Origin of the sequence: Kitasatospora aureofaciens (genome assembly GCF_001188955.3) — a bacterium.
Taxonomy (GTDB): Bacteria; Actinomycetota; Actinomycetes; order Streptomycetales; family Streptomycetaceae; genus Kitasatospora; species Kitasatospora aureofaciens.
Genome location: NZ_JPRF03000074.1, coordinates 1 through 20,009 on the forward strand (window position 1 = coordinate 1; position 20,009 = coordinate 20,009).

Sequence of the window (20,009 nt, forward strand, 5' to 3'; positions counted from 1 at the left end):
CGCCCACCCGGCGGGCGAGCGCCGCTCCGCCCCGGTCGCGGTGGCCGGCCGGCCCGGGGCGACGGTGCGGCTGGCCCGTTGCTGCACACCCGTCCCCCCGGACGAGGTGGCCGGCTACCCGATCCGCGGCGGCGCGGTGGCCGTGCACCGCACCGGCTGTCCCGCCGGACAGCGGCTGCGCGCGGACGGGCGCGCCGAGCTGGAGGTCCGCTGGCAGCCCGAGGACGCCCCCGCGGCCGGCCACCGGGCGGTCCTGCTGCGGGCCACCCTGCGGGCCGAGGCGCTGAACCGGCCCCGGCTGCTCGCCGACCTCACCGCGGCGATCTCCGCCGAGGGCGTCGGCATCGTCTCCGCCGAGGTCGAGCCGCCGCAGGAACTGCGGGTCCGGCACACCTACACCGTGGAGCTGCCCGAGCCGGGCGCCCTGCCCGCCCTGATGCGGGCGATGCTCAGGGTCTCCGGGGTGTACGACGTCAGCCGTCCGCACGCCCCCGAGGGAACCCAGACCCGGCACTCCGGCGGAAATGGGGGTGACCGCCCCGGGCCGGACATGGGACCATCATGGGGAATTCACGGCCGGTCCACGGCGTTCCCAGAGCACAGGGGCTCTGGCGGGACTCAAGGGCCTCCGCCGCAGCATTCCAGCGACCAAAGGACAGAATGACCTCCACGTTCGACACCCGCGACCACGCCGACGCCCCGCGCCGCCTCGACGGTCTGCGGGCGGAAGCCCTCATGGACGAGGACCTCGCGGCCATCGACGAGGACCTCGGCCACAACTACGACGGCGACCAGTACGACCGCAGCGAGCGCGCAGCCCTGCGCCGGGTCGCCGGCCTCTCCACCGAACTCGAAGACATCACCGAAGTCGAGTACCGCCAGCTCCGTCTGGAGCGTGTGGTGCTCGTCGGCGTCTGGACCGACGGCACCCTGGAGGAGGCGGAGAACTCGATGGCCGAGCTCGCCGCGCTCGCCGAGACGGCCGGCTCCGAGGTCCTGGACGGCGTCATCCAGCGCCGCGACAAGCCCGACGCGGCCACCTACATCGGCTCCGGCAAGGCGCAGGAGCTGCGTGACATCGTCGCCTCCAGCGGCGCCGACACCGTGGTCTGCGACGGTGAGCTCACCCCCGGCCAGCTGATCCACCTGGAGGACGTGGTCAAGGTCAAGGTCGTCGACCGGACGGCCCTGATCCTGGACATCTTCGCCCAGCACGCCAAGTCCCGGGAGGGCAAGGCGCAGGTCTCGCTCGCGCAGATGCAGTACATGCTCCCGCGCCTGCGCGGCTGGGGTCAGTCGCTCTCCCGGCAGATGGGTGGCGGTGGCTCCGGCTCCTCGGGCGGCGGCATGGCCACCCGCGGTCCCGGTGAGACCAAGATCGAGACCGACCGGCGCCGGATCCGCGAGAAGATGGCGAAGCTCCGCAAGGAGATCGCCGACATGAAGAAGGGCCGCGACACCAAGCGCCAGGAGCGCAAGCGCCACCAGGTGCCGTCCGTGGCCATCGCCGGGTACACCAACGCCGGCAAGTCCTCCCTGCTCAACCGGCTCACCGGCGCGGGCGTGCTGGTGGAGAACGCGCTGTTCGCCACCCTGGACCCGACCGTGCGCCGGGCCCAGACCCCGAGCGGGCGGCTGTACACCCTGGCCGACACCGTCGGCTTCGTCCGGCACCTGCCGCACCACCTGGTCGAGGCCTTCCGCTCGACCATGGAGGAGGTCGCCGACGCGGACCTCATCCTGCACGTGGTGGACGGCTCGCACCCCGAGCCGGCGACGCAGCTGGCCGCCGTCCGCGAGGTCATCGTCTCGGTCGACGCGCAGAACGTCCCCGAGATCGTGGTGATCAACAAGGCGGACGCCGCCGACCCGCACGTGCTGCAGCGCCTGCTGCGCCGCGAGCCGCACGCCATCGTGGTGTCGGCCCGCAGCGGCGCGGGCATCGAGGAGCTGCTGAAGCTCATCGACGACGAGCTGCCGCGTCCGGCCGTCGAGGTGCGGGCCCTGGTGCCCTACACCCAGGGCGCGCTGGTCTCCCGGGTGCACAAGGAGGGCGAGCTGCTCGCCACCGAGCACACCGGTCAGGGCACCCTGCTGCACGCCAAGGTGCCGGCCGAGCTGGCCGCCGAGCTGGAGCACTTCACGGTCGCCCTGCAGGGCTGACCGGCCCGCTGCAGTAGCCCCTGGACGGAGTCCGTCCGGGGGCTACTTCACGTTCTTGGCAAAGTAGTCGAAGGCCTGCTTCGCCTGCTCCTGGAGGGACGGCCCGGCCAGGTAGCCGACCGGGTTGCGGCTGCCGACCGAGCTGACGCTGACCAGATTGGGCTTGCCGTCCCTGGTGACGAACCAGCCACCGCCGCCCGCGCCGCCGGACATGGTGCAGCCGATCACGTACATCGGCGGGCGGGCCCGGTCGAAGGACAGCCCGCCCGGCGCCGCGGCGGAGTCGCAGCGCTGCAGTTCCATGCCGTCGGAGGGCCGCTCGACGGGGTAGCCGAAGGCGGCGGCCGAGGTGATCTGCTCGCGGGGGGCGTTGAACCAGACCGGGACGGAGCCGCCCACGGTCTCCTCCAGGGAGCGGCCGGAGTCGGACTCGCCGCGCACCCGGACGATCCCGTAGTCGTACTGGTCGTGGGCGCCGACGCCGCTCTCCTGGAGCCAGGTCGGCGAGACCAGCGCGCGCACCGCCGTCCAGCGGCCGTACGGGGCGGCCTGCTGGTCGCCGTACGGCTTGCCGCGGGCCGCCCGGCCGTCCCGGTTGAAGGCGGGGACGAAGACCAGGTTCTTCACCCAGCCGCCGCCCCGGCCGTCGTGCAGGCAGTGGGCGGCGGTGTAGACCAGGTTGCTGCGGCCCGGGTTGAGCGGGTCGGAGACCACCGTGCCGGAGCAGACACTGTCGCCCTGGGAGGTGGTCATCAGCAGCTTGCCGACCACGGCGGAGTCCGGGCCGTACGGGTGCGGCTGCGGCCGGGCCTGGACGGCGGCCGGCGGGGCGTCGCGCTGGACGGCGGCCGGGGAGGCGGCGGTGAGCGAGTACTCGGGGGTGGGCCTGGCCCTGGCGGCCTCCGCCCGGGCGGTGGTCCAGTAGCCGGGGGCCACCTGGTTGGTGAAGCCGCTGTCGGCGACGTACCGGGCCCAGTCCTCCAGTTTCCAGCCGCTGAGGTCGCCCAGGCTGGTCGGAGCGGCCTTGGGCAGTGCCGCGGGCGGGGCGGCCGGGGCGGTGGGGCCGTCCGGCCCGCAGGCGGCCGCGGTGAGCGTCAGGGCGGCGAGCAGCGCGGCGCCGGCGGTGGCGGCCCGCCGGGCCGTGGTGCTCGTGGTGCCGGTGCCCCCGGTAGTGCGAACGGTGCGGATGGTGCGCAAGCTGAGGAGACCCCCGTGGTGGTGCCGGTCACTGCTTCCTGGAGATCCAGTCCAGGGCCTGTTTGGCGACCGTCTCCAGGTACGGGCCGCTCAGCGAGGTGTGCTCCTGGGTGCCGATCGAGGTGTTGCTCACCAGGGCGGTCCGGCCGTCCGGCATGGTGGCGAACCAGCCGCCGCCGCTGGCGCCCTGGGTCATGTTGCAGCCGATGGTCAGCATGGACGGGCGCTTGGCGTCGAAGGACAGCCGGGTGGGCTTGCCGCCGTCGCACTTGTACAGCTCCTGGCCGTCGAACGGCTTGACCAGCGGGTAGCCGACGGTCGACACCCTGAGCTGGTCGCGGGGCGCGTCGAACCACACCGGGGCGGCCGAACCGACCGTCTCCTCCAGGGACTTGCCGGTGTCGTTCTGGTTGTGCACGCGCATCACGGCGAAGTCGTACTGGTTGGCGGCGTCACCGGTCGGGCCGCCCTCGACCATCCACTGCGGGGAGGTGACGACCTGGTCGGCCCACCAGGTGCCGAGCGGGGCCAGTTCGGACAGCGGGGCCTTCCTGCCGCCGCTGGAGGCGCCGGAGTTGTTGTACGCGGGCACGAAGACCAGGTCCTTGTAGAAGTCGCCGCCCTTGCCCTCGTGGACGCAGTGGGCGGCCGTCCAGACCAGGTTGCTCCGGCCCGGGTGCTGCGGGTCGGCGATCACCGTCGCCGAGCAGTTGCCGCGGCCGCCCTGGGCGGAGAAGAACACCTTCCCGGAGGGCTGCTTGAGGTACGGGCGGGGCACCTGGACGGCCTTGACCACCGGCGGCTCCGGGTCGGTCACTCCGTCGGCGGCGGCCGGCGAGGCGGTCGGCGGGGCCGGGTCGGCGGGCTTGGCGTCGCCCATCTTGTCCGGGTTCCAGAAGTCCTTGACCACCGGGTTGTTGAAGACGTGCTTGGACGCCCACTTGTCCCAGTCGTCGAACTTCCACTTCTTCAGGTCGTCCCAGCTCTTCGGCAGGCCCTCCAGCAGGCTGCTCGGCAGGCCGGACGGCAGGGTGATCCCGCCGATGACGCCGCCGCCCGGGCTCGCCGAGGCGCTCGCGTCCGCGGCGGGTGGCGGTGCGGCGGTCCGGTCGACGCCGCCCGGGCCGTCCGGCCCGCAGGCGGTCGCGGCCAGCAGCGTTCCGGTGACCAGGGCGGCGGCCAGGGCTGACCGGTGGATCGATGGCATCTGTGCGCTTCCCCCTGTGCTCGGTCGGACTTCGGTGCGGCGGCTCGCCGCCCTGGAGTCTTCCATCGCCGGCGAGGACGGCGGCGGCCGCCCCCCGGGTTCCGGAGCTGACCGGTCGTCACCCGTCCGTGACGCGGAACCGTTCGTCTCGTTGGCACAGCAGGGCCGCCCCGCGCGGTGGTGCACTATCCCCGGTCTTCACCCGGACGAGTGATCCATCCTTGTGATCACCCGTCAGGGATAGGTAACCCTTACCTGACGCGACGGTGCGAGCGCCCGCCCGCCCCTCCACCACCAGCGCGCGTCCGCACCCCCACGCGCACCAAGGAGCAGCCTTGAGCACCGCCCTCACCGGAGCCCCGCCCGTACCGCCGCCGACGGCGGACCGGGCCGCCTCGCCCGACCCGCTGCTGCACCCCGATCCCGCTGTCGCCGCCGAACAGGCAGCGGTGGAAGCCCTGTTGAGGTGCTGGACGCGGGAGACCGGAGCCCGCCCCGGAGCGGACGGCCGACTGCGGATCGACGTCCTCGGCGGCGCCGCCCGGCTCACCGCCCCGGTCCGTTACTGGTCGCCCGGCGGCTGGCACCGCTTCGGCCCGGCCACCCTCTCCGCCGGGGAGGGGACCGCCGAGGCCCCGGTGGACGCCGTCACCGCCGCGGCACTGCTCGCCGCCGCGGCCGCCGAACGGCCCGACCCCGGACAGGTCGCCGACCTCGCTGCCCGGGTCGCCGACTCCGTGACGCGCACCGCCGAGATCCTCGCCCACCGCCGCACCGGCGCCGAACCCGGCGGCCCGGAGCGCTCCCACTTCCTCGCCGCCGAACAGTCCCTGCTGCTCGGCCACCCGCTGCACCCCACCCCGAAGAGCCGCGACGGCCTCGGCCCGGCCCAGAGCGCCGCCTACTCGCCCGAACTCCACGGGTCCTTCCAGCTGCACTGGTACGCCGTGGACCGCGCACTGCTCGCCGCCGGCTCGGCCGTCGCCCGGAGCGCCGACCGGCTCACCGCGGCCCTGCTCGGCGGCGGCACCGCCCTGCCGCCGGGCACCGCCGCCCTGCCGCTGCACCCCTGGCAGGCCCGCGAACTCGCCCACCGCCCGGCCGTCGCCGCCCTGCTCGCGGACGGGCTGCTGCACGACCTCGGCCCGGCCGGGGAACCCTGGTACCCCACCTCCTCGGTGCGCACCGTCTACCGGCCCGGCACGCCGTGGATGCTCAAGCTCTCGCTCGGCCTGCGGATCACCAACTCCCGCCGGGAGAACCTGCGCAAGGAACTCCACCGCGGCGTGGAGGTGCACCGGCTGCTGGAGAGCGGGCTCGCCGCCGAGTGGCGGGCCGCCCACCCGGGCTTCGACATCGTCCGCGACCCGGCCTGGATCGGCGTCGACCACCCCGACCTCGGCGACCCCGGCGGCCTGGACACCGTGCTGCGGGCCCAGCCCTTCGCGCCCACCGAGCGCGCGCTGTGCGTGGCCGGGCTGGTCGCCGAACAGCCGCGCGGCAACGGCGCCACCGTGCCGTCCCGGCTGGGCGACACCCTGCGCTCGCTCGCCGCCCGCACCGGCCGTCCGCTGTCCACCGTCGCCGCCGAATGGTTCCTGCGCTACCTGGAGGCCGTCGTGCTGCCCGTCCTCTGGATGGACGGCCGGGGCGGCGTCGCACTGGAGGCGCACCAGCAGAACAGCATCGTCCTGCTGGACGCCGACGGCTGGCCCAGCGGCGGCCGCTACCGCGACAACCAGGGCTACTACTACCGGGAGAGCGCCGCCGAGCGGCTCACCGCCCGACTGCCCGGACTCGGCGCGCAGAGCGACACCTTCCTGCCCGACGCCGTCATCGACCACCACTTCGCCTACTACCTCGGCATCAACCACGTGCTCGGGCTGGTCGGCGCCCTCGGCTCCCAGGGGCTCGCCGACGAGACGGTGCTGCTGGCCGGGCTGCGCCGGTTCCTGGCCGGGCCGCGGGCGGCCGCCACCGGCTCGGCGCTGCCCGCCCTGCTGCTGGACGCGCCCACCCTGCCCTGCAAGGCGAACCTGCTCACCCGGATCAACGGACTGGACGAGCTGGTCGGACCGGTCGCCACCCAGTCCGTGTACGTGGACATCCCCAACCCGGTGGCGGGTGGCTGATGCTGGACGACCTGCCCGGGTGGGGTGAAGTCCCCACCCCGGTCGGCCGGTTCCGGCTCGGCCCGGTCCGGCTGCCCGCCGACCTGGAACTGCTCGCCGGCTGGATGAACGACCCCGAGGTCGACGAGTTCTGGGCACTCGCCGGACCGCCGGCCGTCACCGAACGGCACCTCCGGGCCCAACTCGACGGCGACGGGGGCAGCGTGCCCTGCCTCGGCCTGCTCGACGGCGCGCCGATGAGCTACTGGGAGGTCTACCGGGCCGACCTCGATCCGCTCGCCGAGCACTACCCGGCCCGGCCGCACGACACCGGCGTGCACCTGCTGCTCGGCCCCGCCGCCAGCCGGGGCCGGGGGCTGGGGGCCCAGCTGCTGGCCGCGCTGGCAGAAATGATTCTCCGCCGAGTGCCCGCCTGCGAACGGGTGGTGGCCGAACCGGACGTCCGCAACCGGCGCTCGGTCCGGGCCTTCGAACGGGCCGGGTTCCGAGCCGTCGCCGAACTCGACCTGCCCGACAAGCGCGCCGCCCTGATGATCCGCGACCGAGACGCAGGGCCTGTCCTGCAGGCCCGACTCCCCGCCTAGGAAACGCCAGTGGACACCCTCCCCCCGCACGACCCCCCGTACGACCTGCTCGGCGTCGGCATCGGCCCGTTCAACCTCTCGCTCGCCGCCCTCGCCGAGCCCGTGCCCGGCCTGCGCACGCTCTTCTGCGACCAGCGCCCGGAGTTCCGCTGGCACCACGGCATGCTGGTGGACGGCGCCAGGATGCAGGTGCCCTTCCTCGCCGACCTGGTCTCGCTGGTGGACCCGACCAACCCGTGGTCCTTCCTCAACTACCTGCGCGCCCAGGACCGGCTCTTCCCGTTCTACTTCGCCGAACGCTTCCAACTGCCCCGCCGGGAGTACGACCACTACTGCCGCTGGGCCGCCGAGCGGCTGCCCAACTGCCGCTTCGGCACCGAGGTCACCGCCCTGCACCGGGAAGGCACGCTGTTCCGGGTCGAGTTGACGGACACCGCGACCGGTCGGCGCAGCGAGGCCAGGGCCCGCAACCTCGCGCTCGGCGTCGGCACCCGACCCGTGCTGCCCGAGGCCTTCACCGCCCTGGCGAACCACCCGCGGGCCTTCCACTCCGCCGAGTACCTGGACCGCCGGGCCGACCTGGCCGGTGCCCGGGACATCACCGTGGTCGGCAGCGGCCAGTCCGGCGCCGAGGTCTTCCTCGACCTGCTCCGCCGCCACGAGGGCGACGGCGTCCGGCTGCGCTGGCTCACCCGGACCAGGGCGCTCGCCCCCATGGAGTACTCCAAGCTCGGCCTGGAGCACTTCACCCCCGACTACACCCGCTACTTCCACGGCCTGCCCGGCCCCGTCCGGGACGCCCTGGTCACCGCCCAGTGGCAGCTGCACAAGGCCGCCAGCGCCGAGACCCTCGCCGAGATCCACGACCACCTCTACGAGCGCACCATCGGCCGTCCGATCGACACCGCCCCGGTCGAGATCACCCCCGGCACCGCCGTCACCGACGCCCGACCCGGCCCCTGCGGCGGCCTCGAACTCCACTGCCGGCACACCGACTCCGGCGCCGAGCACCTGCTGCGCACCGACGCCGTGGTGCTCGCCACCGGCTACCGCGCCGCCCGCCCGGCCGCCCTCGAACCGCTCGCCCACCTGATCGACTGGGACGAGTCCGGGCGCTACCGGGTCGACCTCGACCACCGGGTCGCCACCCGGCCCGGGCTCGCCGGGGGCATCTACGTCCAGAACGCCGAACTGCACACCCACGGCGTCGGCACCCCCGACCTCGGCCTCGGCGCCCACCGGGCCGCCGTCATCCTGAACGCCGTCGCCGGGCGGACCGTCCACCGGCTGCCCGCCCGCACCGCCTGGACCGGCTTCGCGCCGCCCGTCCCCACCGGCCCGACCGGCGCTGCCGCCCCCGCCGGCCCGGCCGTTCCCACCGCCCCGGCCGGCGCCACTGTCCTGCCCGAACCCCCCACCCCCGTCCTCCCCCGCCCCCAGGAGCTGACCCGTGCCGCAACCGCCGGCCGCTGAACCGCCGCTCTACCTGCCCCCGCACCTCACCGCCGGGAACTGGCAGCGGGCCGGCCGTGCCCTGCTGGCCAAGATGCTCGGCGAGTTCGCCTACGAGGAGCTGCTCAGGCCCGTCCCGGGCGCCCTCGACGGCGAGTACCTGCTGAAACTGCCCGAGGCCGAGTACCGCTTCGCCGCCCGGCGCGGCGCCTACGACGGCTGGCAGGTCGACCCGGAGACGATCCGCTGCTCCCAGCCGGACGGCCTGGACCCGCTGCGCTTCCTGCCGTACGCCCGGGAGGCCCTCGGGATGCGCGCCGAGACCACCGCCCACCTGATCCGCGAGCTCTCCGCCACCCTGACCGCCGACACCCGCCAACTCGCCACCGCGCTCACCGCCGCCGAACTCGCCGACCTCGACCACCCGGCGCTGGAGGGGCGGCAGACCGGCCACCCGTGGATCGTCCCCAGCAAGGGCAGGATCGGCTTCTCCGGCACCGACGCCGCCCGCTGGACCCCGGAAGCCCGCAGCGCCCGCCCGCTGCCCTGGATCGCCGTCCACCGCCGGCTCGCCCAGTACCGCGGCGTGCCCGGCCTGGACCACCCCGAGCAGCTGTACGCCCGCGAGCTGGACGACGTCGACGCGCTGCGCGCCCCGCTCGGTGCCGACGCCGACGACTACCTGCTGCTGCCCGTCCACCCCTGGCAGTGGGACGAGACGGTCCTACCGCTGTTCGCGCCTTGGATCGCCTCCGGCGAGATCGTCCCGCTGCCCTCCGACGGCGACCCACGGCTGCCCCAGCAGTCCATCCGCTCCTTCTTCAACACCGCCCATCCGGAGCGCTGCACCGTCAAGCTGCCGCTGTCCATCCTCAACACCCTGGTCTGGCGCGGGCTGCCGGTCGAACGGACCCTCGCCGCGCCCGCCGTCACCGCCTGGCTGCACCGGCTGCGCGACGCCGACCCGTACCTGCGGGACGAGTGCCGGGTGATCCTGCTCGGCGAGATCGCCTCCGTCACCGTCGACCACCCCGTCTACCGGGAGATGCCCGAATCGCCGTACCAGTACAAGGAACTCCTCGGCGCGATCTGGCGCGAACCGCTCGGTCCCTTCCTCGCCCCGGACGAACGCGCCCGCACCCTCGCCGCCCTGCTGCAGACCGGCTCCGACGGGCGCGCGCTCGCCGCCGAACTGATCACCCGCTCCGGCCTCACCCCCGCCGAGTGGACCGGTCGGCTGTTCGCGGCGACGCTGCCGCCGCTGCTGCACTTCCTCTACCGCTACGGGCTGGTCTTCTCTCCGCACGGCGAGAACGCGATCGTGGTCTTCGACGACCGCGACACCCCGACCCGGCTCGCGGTCAAGGACTTCGTCGACGACGTCAACCTCAGCGACCAGGACCTGCCCGAACTGCGCGACCTGCCCGACGGGGTCGCCGACGTGCTGCTGCGGGACGACCCCCAGGGCCTCTGCCAGTTCATCCACTCCGGGCTGTTCATCGGCGTCTTCCGCTACCTCGCCCCGATGCTCGAGGCGCAGACCGGACTGCCCGAGACCGAGTTCTGGGCCCTGCTGCGGGCCGACATCCACCGCTACCAGGACCGCTTCCCCGAGCTGGGCGCGCGCTTCGAGCTGTTCGACCTGTTCCGGCCCCGGATCGACCGGCTCTGCCTCAACCGCAACCGGCTGGTCATGGACGGCTACCAGGACCGCCCGCACCGCCCGCACGCGGTCCGGCACGGGACGGTGCCGAACGCCCTGGTCACCGTGGAGGTGCGGCTTCCGGTACGACGGCACCGGATTGTCACCCCCGCCCCGTAGGGTGGAAGGGTCATGACGAACGACTCCGAATCCCACGACTTTGAATCCCAGGGGGCGACGGACCTCGGCGACGAGGCCGAGGACGCCGTAGCCGTCCCGCGCTCGCGGATCCCTGAGCTGCTGCACGCCGCGGTCGAGTCCGTCGGCGGCGTCGAGCGCCCCGGCCAGGTGCGGATGGCCGAGGCCGTCGCCGACGCCGTCGACCACGCCGAGCACCTGCTCGTCCAGGCGGGCACCGGCACCGGCAAGTCCCTCGCCTACCTGGTGCCGGCCCTCGCCCACGGCGACCGCGTGGTGGTCGCCACCGCCACCCTGGCACTGCAACGCCAGCTGGTGGAACGGGACTTGCCGCGCACGGTCGAGGCGCTGCACCCGGTGCTGCGCCGCCGCCCGCTGTTCGCGATGCTCAAGGGCCGGTCCAACTACCTGTGCCTCCACCGGGCCAACGAGGGCACCCCGAGCGACGAGGGCGAGGGCCTGTTCGACCCGGTGGACGCGCTCGGCGGCCCGGCCGGCAAGCTCGGCCAGGAGGTGCTGCGGCTGCGCGACTGGGCGGACGAGACCGAGACCGGGGACCGGGACGACATGAGCCCCGGCGTCTCGGACAAGGCCTGGGCGCAGCTGTCGGTCACCTCCAAGGAGTGCCTGGGCGCGACCCGCTGCGCGTACGGGCAGGAGTGCTTCGCGGAGAAGGCCCGGGAGCGCGCCAAGCTGGCGGACGTGGTGGTCACCAACCACGCGATGCTCGCGATCGACGCGATCGAGGGCGCGCCGGTGCTGCCCGAGCACGGGCTGCTGATCGTGGACGAGGCGCACGAGCTGGTCAACCGGGTCACCGGCGCGGCCACCGCCGAGCTGACCGTCGGCGCCGTCAACCGGGCGGTGAAGCGGGCGGCCCGACTGGCCAACGAGAAGGCCGTGGACCTGCTGCAGGCCGCCGCCGAGAACTACCACGGCCTGATGGAGACCGCCCAGCCCGGCCGGGTCGAGGAACTGCCCGAGTACCTGGCGTACGCGGTCACCGCGATCCGGGACGCCGCCCGGCAGGTGATCACCTCACTCGGCGAGACCAGGGACAAGGGGCTCAGCGACGAGGACGCGGTCCGCAAGCAGGCGATGGCCTCTGCCGAGACCGTGCACGAGACCGCCGAGCGGCTGCTGGAGGACTCCGAGTACGACGTCATCTGGATCGAGCGCAGCGACCGCTACGGGCTGGGCACCGCCTCGCTGCGGGTCGCGCCGCTGAGCGTGTCCGGACTGCTGCGCGAGGGGCTCTACAAGGAGCGCTCGGTCGTGCTCACCTCGGCCACCCTCAAGCTGGGCGGGGACTTCAACGGAGTGGCCGGCTCGCTCGGCCTGCCCAAGGAGACCCGGCTGCCCGACCAGCGCACGCCCGGCGACAACCCGGAGCCCGGCTTCGGGGAGGACGCCGTTCCGTACTGGCGGGGGATCGACGTCGGCTCGCCGTTCAAGTACCCCAAGCAGGGCATCCTGTACGTCGCCAAGCACCTCGCCGACCCCGGGCGCGATCCCGAACGGCCGGACATGCTGGATGAGTTGGAGGAGCTGATCGGGGCGGCCGGCGGTCGGACGCTGGGCCTGTTCTCCTCGATGCGGGGCGCCCAGGCGGCCGCCGAGGCGATGCGGGAACGGCTGGACCACCGGATCCTGCTCCAGGGCGAGGACACCCTGGGCGAGTTGATCCGGGAGTTCGCCTCGGACGCGACCACCTGCCTGTTCGGAACGCTCTCGTTGTGGCAGGGCGTGGACGTGCCCGGCTCGGCCTGCCAGCTGGTCGTGATGGACCGCATCCCCTTCCCGCGGCCGGACGACCCGCTGATGAGCGCCCGTCAGAAGGACGTCGAACAGCACGGCGGGAACGGCTTCATGGCCGTCGCGGCGACCCACGCGGCGCTGCTGATGGCGCAGGGCGCGGGCCGGCTGGTGCGCGCGGCGGACGACCGGGGCGTGGTGGCGGTGCTCGACCCGCGGGTGGAGACCAAACGGTACGGCGGTTTCTTCCGGTCCTCGATGCCGGAGTTCTGGTACACCACGGACCGCAACCAGGTGCGCCGCTCGCTGGCGGCGATCGACGCCTCGGCGGCGCCGGTGCGGCCGGTGGCGAAGCGGGGCTGAGGGCTCTAGGGGCCCCGAGAACTTGCGGCTCCGAGGGGCTGAGGGCCCTTGCGGCCCGGCCCGGGAACGCCGGAGGGGCTCCCCGCCGTGGCGGTGGAGCCCCTCTCCGGTGTGCCGGTATGGGTGGGTGGCGCGGCGCCGTCAGAGGCGGCGCAGGACCGCGACGACCTTGCCCAGGATGGTGGCGTTGTCGCCGTTGATCGGCTCGTACGCCGGGTTGTGCGGCATCAGCCAGATCCGGCCGTCCTCGCGCTTGAGCCGCTTGACGGTGGCCTCGCCGTCGATCATCGCGGCCACGATGTCGCCGTTCTCGGCGACCGGCTGGCGGCGCACGGTGACCCAGTCGCCGTCGCAGATGGCCGCCTCGATCATCGAGTCGCCGCGCACGGTGAGCGCGAAGAGCTCGCCCTCGCCGACCAGCTGGCGGGGCAGCGGGAAGACGTCCTCGACGGTCTGCTCGGCCAGGATCGGACCGCCGGCGGCGATCCGGCCGACCAGCGGGACGTAGGAGGTGGAGGGGCGCCCGGCCGTCTCGGCGGTGTTGGGGCGGGCCACCTCGACGCCGCGGACCTCGTAGGCGCGCGGGCGGTGCGGGTCGCGGCGGAGGAAGCCCTTGCGCTCCAGGGCCATCAGCTGGTGGGCGACCGAGGAGGTGCTGGACAGGCCCACGGCCTGGCCGATCTCGCGCATGGACGGCGGGTAGCCGCGGCGCTGGACGGAGTCGCGGATGACCTCGATCACCCGGCGCTGGCGCTCGGTGAGGCCGGCCTCGTCGGTGCGGATGCCGGGGGGGCGGCCGGGCATTGCGCGGGCCGGAGAGGGCTGGGCGTCGTCCATGGCGGGGGAGTGTTCGATCGGCTGGTCGGGGACGCGGCCGGTGGTGGAAACGGCCGGGCCGGAGAGGCGGTGGTCTTCGCTACGGTCCATGCTGATGTCCACGCTCTGCTCATTCGTGGTGCGCTGCCCCACCTTGAACTGGGAGTGTTCCTGCACCGGGATGGTGTTGCTTTCGATGGTGTTCACGGCGGCCCCTCTCGACGGCTGTCCTCTCCCTTTTCCAGCCCAACGCACCTCCTATCGAAAGGTTGCGCCAAACACACGTTCGAGTGAATTATTCGGGAGTTGGCTGACTCGATCAAGGCTTTGTTGTACATCGAGCAATTGTTCGACCGGATGTCGACTCCGGAAGTCTAATCGGCGCCGACACGCCACGGGTGCCGCATCCCCCGAAGACCTAGATGTAGTGGCTAGAGTCCTCTCCGTGCCCAGTACTAGTGGTCGCGTCGCATGATCAGCTTGCCGAGGCCGGGGGCGCATCGCATAGACTCAACCGGTCCGCACGTCCTGCCAGGGAGGGATCCCCAGGTGCACTGCCCCTTCTGCCGGCACTCCGACAGCCGCGTTGTCGACAGCCGGACCACCGAGGACGGCAGCTGCATTCGCCGTCGTCGACAGTGCCCGGACTGCGGCCGCCGTTTCACCACCGTGGAGACGGCCGCGCTCATGGTCGTCAAGCGCAGCGGCGTCACCGAACCCTTCTCCCGGCAGAAGGTGATCACCGGAGTCCGCAAGGCCTGCCAGGGCCGCCCGGTCACCGAGGACGCCCTCGCCCAGCTCGGGCAGCGGGTCGAGGAGTGCGTGCGCGCCAGCGGCAACGCCGAGCTGACCACCCACGACGTCGGGCTGGCCATACTCGGCCCGCTGAAGGAACTCGACCTGGTGGCGTACCTGCGCTTCGCCAGCGTGTACCAGGCGTACGACGGACTCGAGGACTTCGAGGCCGCCATCGCGGAACTCCGCGCCGAGCGGCCCGCCACCGAGGCGGACGGCACCTGCGCGCCCGTTCCCGCCGCCGCGCCCTAGGAGGCGCGCCGGGCCCGAGCGGCCCCCCACAGCCAACATGACGCAGGCCCCCAGCGGGCCGGCAGCACCACAGGCCCCGCGTGGGCCCATGCGTGCCCGAAAACGGGGCACGGAACACTACAAACGGTGCGTGAGCGGTCGGGTTCCGCCTGCCCGCACACCGGAGGAACGAACCAGCAGTGCCCGGATTTTTCGGGGCACTTCGGGCGTTTGCCCAGGAGGAGGAGCGAGAAGTGACAGACACCACGAGCGGTTCCGCACGCGGGTCGAAGTCCGAGAAGGCCGCGGCCAAGGGCGCCAAGGCCCCGAAGGGCGGTCTCCGGATGGAGCGCATCTACACCACCCCTGGCGTGCACCCGTACGACGAGGTCCGCTGGGAGCGGCGCGACGTCGTCATGACCAACTGGCGCGACGGCTCGATCAACTTCGAGCAGCGCGGCGTGGAGTTCCCGGACTTCTGGTCGGTCAACGCCGTCAACATCGTGACGTCCAAGTACTTCCGCGGCGCCGTCGGCACCCCGCAGCGCGAGTGGAGCCTCAAGCAGATCATCGACCGCGTGGTGCTCACCTACCGCGCCGCCGGCGAGAAGCACGGCTACTTCGCCACCAAGGACGACGCCGAGATCTTCGAGCACGAGCTGACCCACGCCCTCCTCCACCAGGTGTTCAGCTTCAACTCGCCGGTCTGGTTCAACGTCGGCACCAAGCAGCCCCAGCAGGTCAGCGCCTGCTTCATCCTGTCCGTCGACGACTCCATGGAGTCGATCCTCGACTGGTACAAGGAAGAGGGCATGATCTTCAAGGGCGGCTCCGGCGCCGGCCTCAACCTCTCCCGCATCCGCTCCTCCAAGGAACTGCTGTCCTCCGGCGGCAACGCCTCCGGCCCGGTCTCCTTCATGCGCGGCGCCGACGCCTCGGCCGGCACCATCAAGTCCGGTGGCGCCACCCGCCGGGCGGCCAAGATGGTCGTGCTCGACGTCGACCACCCGGACGTCGAGGCCTTCATCGAGACCAAGGTGAAGGAGGAGGAGAAGATCCGCGCCCTGCGCGACGCGGGCTTCGACATGGACCTCGGCGGCGACGACATCGCTTCCGTCCAGTACCAGAACGCCAACAACTCGGTCCGCGTCAACGACGAATTCATGACCGCCGTCGAGAACGGCACCGAATTCGGCCTGCGCGCCCGGATGACCGGCGAGGTCATCGAGACCGTCGACGCCAAGAAGCTGTTCCGCAAGATGGCCGAGGCCGCCTGGGCCTGCGCCGACCCCGGAATCCAGTACGACTCCACCATCAACCACTGGCACACCTGCCCGGAGTCCGGCCGCATCAACGCGTCCAACCCCTGCTCCGAGTACATGCACCTGGACAACTCCAGCTGCAACCTCGCCTCGCTGAACCTGATGAAGTTCCTGCGCGACGACGACTCGTTCGACGCCGCGACCTTCGCCAAGGTCGTCGAGCTGGTCATCACCGCGATGGACATCTCCATCTGCTTCGCCGACTTCCCGACCGAGAAGATCGGCGAGACCACCCGCGCCTTCCGCCAGCTGGGCATCGGCTACGCCAACCTCGGCGCCCTGCTGATGGCCACCGGCCACGCCTACGACAGCGAGGGCGGCCGCGCCCTGGCCGGCGCCATCACCTCGCTGATGACCGGCACCGCCTACCGCCGCGGCGCCGAACTCGCCGGCGTGGTCGGCCCGTACGACGGCTACGCCCGCAACGCGACCGCGCACCAGCAGGTCATGAAGCAGCACGCCGACGCCTCCCTGGACGCGGTGTCCTTCGACGACCTGGACGCCCCGGTCTGGCTCGCGGCCAACAGGTCCTGGCAGGACGTGCTGCGCATCGGCGCGGAGAACGGGTTCCGCAACGCCCAGGCCTCGGTGCTCGCCCCGACCGGCACCATCGGCCTGATGATGGACTGCGACACCACCGGCGTCGAGCCCGACCTCGCCCTGGTCAAGTTCAAGAAGCTGGTCGGCGGCGGTTCGATGCAGATCGTCAACGGCACCGTCCCGCGCGCCCTCAAGCGCCTCGGCTACCAGGACGAGCAGATCGAGGCGATCGTCGCCCACATCGCCGAGCACGGCAACGTGGTGGACGCGCCCGGCCTGAAGACCGAGCACTACGAGGTGTTCGACTGCGCGATGGGTGAGCGCTCCATCTCCCCGATGGGGCACGTGCGGATGATGTCGGCGATCCAGCCGTGGATCTCCGGCGCCATCTCCAAGACGGTCAACATGCCGGCCAGCGCCACCGTCGAGGACGTCGAGGAGATCTACTTCGAGGCGTGGAAGATGGGCGTCAAGGCGCTCGCCATCTACCGCGAGAACTCGAAGGTCGGCCAGCCGCTCTCGGCCAAGAAGAAGGACTCCGAGGCCAAGGCCGAGGAGGCCCCGGCCGCCGTCGAGAAGGTCGTCGAGTACCGCCCGGTCCGCAAGCGCCTGCCCAAGGGCCGCCCGGGCATCACCACCTCCTTCACGGTCGGTGGCGCCGAGGGCTACATGACCGCCAACTCCTACCCGGACGACGGCCTCGGCGAGGTCTTCCTGAAGATGTCCAAGCAGGGCTCGACCCTCGCGGGCATGATGGACGCCTTCTCCATCGCCGTCTCGGTCGGCCTGCAGTACGGCGTGCCGCTGGAGACCTACGTCTCGAAGTTCACCAACATGCGCTTCGAGCCGGCCGGTCTGACCGACGACCCGGACGTGCGGATGGCCCAGTCGATCGTCGACTACATCTTCCGCCGCCTGGCGCTGGACTTCCTGCCGTTCGAGACCCGCTCGGCGCTCGGCATCCACTCCGTCGAGGAGCGCACCCGGCACCTGGAGACCGGCTCCTACGAGCCGCTGGAGGCCGAGGAGCTCGACACCGAGTCCCTCGCCCAGTCGGCCCCGGTGGCCCCCGTCAAGCCGGCCCCGGCCGTCGAGTCGCCCAAGGCCGTCCCGGCCCCGAAGCAGGCTCACAACTCCACGGAGCTGATGGAGATCCAGCTCGGCCTCAACGCCGACGCGCCGCTCTGCTTCTCCTGCGGCACCAAGATGCGCCGCGCCGGCAGCTGCTACCTGTGCGAGGGCTGCGGCTCCACCAGCGGCTGCAGCTGACCGCCGGACTGACCCCGCGCGGGTGAGCCACCGCTGAGGCGGGGCGAGGACTCCACGTCCTTGCCCCGCCTCTTTTTCGCGCCCGGAGGCGCCGATGTCACGAATGCGGGCGGTGTCCGGTCCGTAGGGGGTGACGGCGTGTTCGGAGAGGAGTGGTGTGGTGATGGGGACGGTGCTGGTGACCGGCGCGACGGGGACGTTGGGCCGGGAGGTGGTGCGGTTGCTGGTGGCGCGCGGGGTGGCGGTGCGGGGGTTGAGCCGGCGGGCGCGGGCGGCGGGCGCGGGGGTCGAGTGGGTGGTCGGGGACCTGGTCACCGGGGAGGGCATCGCGGCGGCCGTGGCCGGCGTGGAGACGGTGGTGGACTGCGCGACCACCCAGGGGAAGAAGGACGTGGCGGCGCTCGGGCGGCTGGTGGCACAGGCCCGGGAGGCCGGGGCGCGGCACCTGGTGTACGTGTCGATCGTGGGGATCGACCGGGTGCCGGTCGCGTACTACCGGGCGAAGCTCGGCTGCGAGCGGGTGCTGGAGGAGTCGGGACTGGGGTGGACGGTGCTGCGGGCGACCCAGTTCCACGACCTGCTGCTGAAGGCCTTCGACCTGAGCGCGAAGCTGCCGGTGTTCCCGGTGGTGAGCGGCGCGCTGATCCAGCCGGTCGAGGTCCGGGAGGTGGCGGAGCACGTCGCGGAGCTGGTGGGGCGGGAGCCGGCCGGGTTCGCGCCGGAGGTGGGCGGGCCGCGGGTGCGGTCGTACCGGGAGCTGGCCGAGGCGTACCTGCGGGCGTCGGGCCGGCGGCGGTTGCTGCTGCCGCTGCGGATCCCGGGCGCCTTGGGCCGTTCCCTGCGGGCGGGCGGACTCACGGCACCGGAGCGGGCGGTGGGCCGGGGGACCTTCGAGGAGGCGCTGGCGCGGCGGTTCCGGTGAGCTCCGCAGCCGAGGTTTCCGCGACTGTCAACCAGGGTTGACATCTTCCCGGATGTCAACCAAAGTTGACGGCATGAGCGAGAGCGGAGAGCTCGCGGCCGCCGCGAGCAGTCGTGACCCCGCCGTGGGGCTCCGGGCGGTCCGCGCCCTACGTGATCTGGCGGACCGCCTGGAGTCCCTGCAGGTGGAGAACGCCCGGTCACAGGGCTGGTCCTGGCAGGACATCGCGGTCTGCCTCGGGGTCACCAGGCAGGCGGTGCACAAGAAGTACGCACGGCGGACGCCCGGCAAGGGCGAGGACGGGGGCTGAGCGATGTTCGAGCGTTTCACCGCAGCGGCGCGGCAGGTCGTGGTCGGCGCGCAGGAGGAGGCGAGGGGGCTGCGGCACGGGCACGTCGGGACGGAGCACCTGCTGCTGGCGATCCTGGCCGGGCCGGACGACCCGGCGGCCGAGGTTCTGATCGGGATGGGCCTGGACCACGAGGCGGCGCGCCGCGCGGTGGTCCGGCTGCTCGGGCCGGGGGACGACGCCGAGGTGCTGGCCTCGATCGGCGTGGACCTGGACGCGGTCCGGGCCGCGGTGGAGTCGGCCTTCGGGGCGGGTGCGCTGGACCCGCCGGTGGACGAGGGGCCCAGGCGGCGGGGCTGGTTCCGGTCCGGGGGGTCGAAGCCGGCTCGCAGTCCGTTCGGCCAGGGGGCGAAGAAGGCGCTGGAGCTCTCGCTGCGCGAGTCCCTGCGGCTGAAGTCGGGGGAGATCGGGGTGGGCCACCTGCTGCTGGGGGTGCTCCGGGTGGAGGACGGCCCCGGGCTGCGGGTGGTGGCCGACCACGGGCTGGACCCGGCGGCCGTACGGCGGGCGGTGGAGGCCAAACTGTCCCCGAGCGGCTCCGCCCGACGGGAATGAACGAGATTGGCCGTCAACTAGCGGGTTGAGGCCAATGTCTGAATCGATATGATCGGCCGAAAGCGTGAACCGATCAGCCGCCCGGAGGCGTTTCACCACGCCACCGGGCGGTCTGGTATGCGCCCGACCAGCTGTCGGCGGCCGCAACCGTCGCCGACCCGCCGCCCGCGCCGCCGCCCGCCGACGTTGCCGAGGACCGCACCGATGAGAGAAGCCACCAGCCCCGACGGTCGGCCGCGCCGCCGGCCGGCGCCACGCACCGCCGCCCTGACCGTGGCCGCCGTCCTGCTGGCGCTGGTCGCCGCACCGGTCGGCATCGGACGGGCCCTGGACGCGCACCAGCCGCTCACCGCCGTCGCCGTGGCCGCCGTGGCGGTGCTCTGGCTGATCGCGGTGGGCCTCGCCGCGAGCGGCGCCGAGCGCTCCCGCCGACTGGCCGAGGAACTGGCCGCGCAGCACGAGGAGACCCGGGCCGCGCTGGTCGCCGCCGGCACCGCCCGGCAGGCCGAGACGGCCG

Annotated in this window: 16 protein-coding genes; 13 read left to right on the plus strand and 3 right to left on the minus strand. The window is 72.9% G+C overall.

Annotation, left to right across the window (positions count from 1 at the left end; genetic code table 11):
- Both HS99_RS35290 and hflX read left to right on the plus strand, forming a co-directional pair.
- A partial coding sequence (locus HS99_RS35290) for an ACT domain-containing protein (RefSeq protein WP_141763872.1) occupies positions 1-664 on the plus strand: 664 nt, incomplete at its 5' end.
- Positions 661-2,163, plus strand: a complete 1,503-nt coding sequence (gene hflX, locus HS99_RS35295; protein ID WP_030557778.1) for a GTPase HflX — start codon at positions 661-663, stop codon at positions 2,161-2,163. The genes HS99_RS35290 and hflX, both read left to right, overlap by 4 nt.
- A 42-nt stretch (positions 2,164-2,205) precedes the next feature.
- On the opposite strand, the gene HS99_RS35300 is transcribed toward hflX, so the two are convergent.
- Positions 2,206-3,360: a trypsin-like serine peptidase gene (locus tag HS99_RS35300; protein ID WP_050366557.1), complete on the minus strand. Its 1,155-nt coding sequence runs from the start codon at positions 3,358-3,360 to the stop codon at positions 2,206-2,208.
- Between the two features lie 28 nt (positions 3,361-3,388).
- On the minus strand, positions 3,389-4,567 hold the full coding sequence (locus tag HS99_RS35305; protein ID WP_030557779.1) for a trypsin-like serine peptidase: 1,179 nt from the start codon (positions 4,565-4,567) through the stop codon (positions 3,389-3,391).
- Positions 4,568-4,902: 335 nt separating this feature from the next.
- On the opposite strand from HS99_RS35305, the gene HS99_RS47325 reads away from it, so the two are divergent.
- From HS99_RS47325 to HS99_RS35330, 5 genes are read left to right on the plus strand one after another with little or no spacing between them, the layout of a single operon-like run.
- Positions 4,903-6,699: an IucA/IucC family protein gene (locus HS99_RS47325; RefSeq protein WP_037829941.1), complete on the plus strand. Its 1,797-nt coding sequence runs from the start codon at positions 4,903-4,905 to the stop codon at positions 6,697-6,699.
- Positions 6,591-7,283: a GNAT family N-acetyltransferase gene (locus tag HS99_RS47330; protein WP_030598209.1), complete on the plus strand. Its 693-nt coding sequence runs from the start codon at positions 6,591-6,593 to the stop codon at positions 7,281-7,283. Before HS99_RS47325 ends, HS99_RS47330 begins: the two co-directional genes overlap by 109 nt.
- A 9-nt stretch (positions 7,284-7,292) precedes the next feature.
- On the plus strand, positions 7,293-8,756 hold the full coding sequence (locus HS99_RS35320) for a lysine N(6)-hydroxylase/L-ornithine N(5)-oxygenase family protein (RefSeq protein ID WP_078958681.1): 1,464 nt from the start codon (positions 7,293-7,295) through the stop codon (positions 8,754-8,756).
- Positions 8,734-10,557 carry an IucA/IucC family protein gene (locus tag HS99_RS35325; protein WP_030554001.1) on the plus strand — a complete coding sequence of 608 codons (1,824 nt, stop codon included), beginning with the start codon at positions 8,734-8,736 and terminating at the stop codon, positions 10,555-10,557. Before HS99_RS35320 ends, HS99_RS35325 begins: the two co-directional genes overlap by 23 nt.
- Before the next feature lie 12 nt (positions 10,558-10,569).
- Entirely contained in the window at positions 10,570-12,693 is a 2,124-nt protein-coding gene (locus HS99_RS35330) for an ATP-dependent DNA helicase (protein WP_078867386.1), read from the plus strand.
- Between the two features lie 141 nt (positions 12,694-12,834).
- On the opposite strand, the gene lexA is transcribed toward HS99_RS35330, so the two are convergent.
- Positions 12,835-13,530, minus strand: coding sequence for a transcriptional repressor LexA (gene lexA / locus HS99_RS35335; protein WP_030285340.1), 696 nt, complete (start codon positions 13,528-13,530; stop codon positions 12,835-12,837).
- A gap of 528 nt (positions 13,531-14,058) precedes the next feature.
- Here lexA and nrdR point away from each other — a divergent pair.
- The 6 genes from nrdR to HS99_RS35365 form a co-directional block, all read left to right on the plus strand.
- Positions 14,059-14,556: a transcriptional regulator NrdR gene (gene nrdR, locus HS99_RS35340; RefSeq protein WP_030285342.1), complete on the plus strand. Its 498-nt coding sequence runs from the start codon at positions 14,059-14,061 to the stop codon at positions 14,554-14,556.
- A 233-nt stretch (positions 14,557-14,789) separates the two neighbouring features.
- Positions 14,790-17,666, plus strand: coding sequence for a vitamin B12-dependent ribonucleotide reductase (locus tag HS99_RS35345; protein ID WP_030285345.1), 2,877 nt, complete (start codon positions 14,790-14,792; stop codon positions 17,664-17,666).
- 163 nt (positions 17,667-17,829) lie between these two features.
- Entirely contained in the window at positions 17,830-18,588 is a 759-nt protein-coding gene (locus tag HS99_RS35350; RefSeq protein ID WP_030554005.1) for an SDR family oxidoreductase, read from the plus strand.
- A 73-nt stretch (positions 18,589-18,661) separates the two neighbouring features.
- On the plus strand, positions 18,662-18,898 hold the full coding sequence (locus HS99_RS35355; RefSeq protein WP_030285349.1) for a hypothetical protein: 237 nt from the start codon (positions 18,662-18,664) through the stop codon (positions 18,896-18,898).
- Positions 18,899-18,901: 3 nt separating this feature from the next.
- Complete coding sequence (locus HS99_RS35360) at positions 18,902-19,492, plus strand: Clp protease N-terminal domain-containing protein (RefSeq protein ID WP_030554008.1); 591 nt, start codon at positions 18,902-18,904, stop codon at positions 19,490-19,492.
- A 204-nt stretch (positions 19,493-19,696) separates the two neighbouring features.
- Positions 19,697-20,009: hypothetical protein (locus tag HS99_RS35365; RefSeq protein WP_141763873.1), on the plus strand; the 313-nt coding region annotated here is incomplete at its 3' end.

Coding starts and splice junctions, on each gene's coding strand:
- lexA (WP_030285340.1), bottom strand. CDS start 13,530: ATGGACGACGCCCAGCCCTCTCCGGCCCGCGCAATGCCCGGCCGCCCC.
- HS99_RS35355 (WP_030285349.1), top strand. CDS start 18,662: ATGAGCGAGAGCGGAGAGCTCGCGGCCGCCGCGAGCAGTCGTGACCCC.
- HS99_RS35330 (WP_078867386.1), top strand. CDS start 10,570: ATGACGAACGACTCCGAATCCCACGACTTTGAATCCCAGGGGGCGACG.
- hflX (WP_030557778.1), top strand. CDS start 661: ATGACCTCCACGTTCGACACCCGCGACCACGCCGACGCCCCGCGCCGC.
- HS99_RS35360 (WP_030554008.1), top strand. CDS start 18,902: ATGTTCGAGCGTTTCACCGCAGCGGCGCGGCAGGTCGTGGTCGGCGCG.
- HS99_RS35350 (WP_030554005.1), top strand. CDS start 17,830: ATGGGGACGGTGCTGGTGACCGGCGCGACGGGGACGTTGGGCCGGGAG.
- HS99_RS35305 (WP_030557779.1), bottom strand. CDS start 4,567: ATGCCATCGATCCACCGGTCAGCCCTGGCCGCCGCCCTGGTCACCGGA.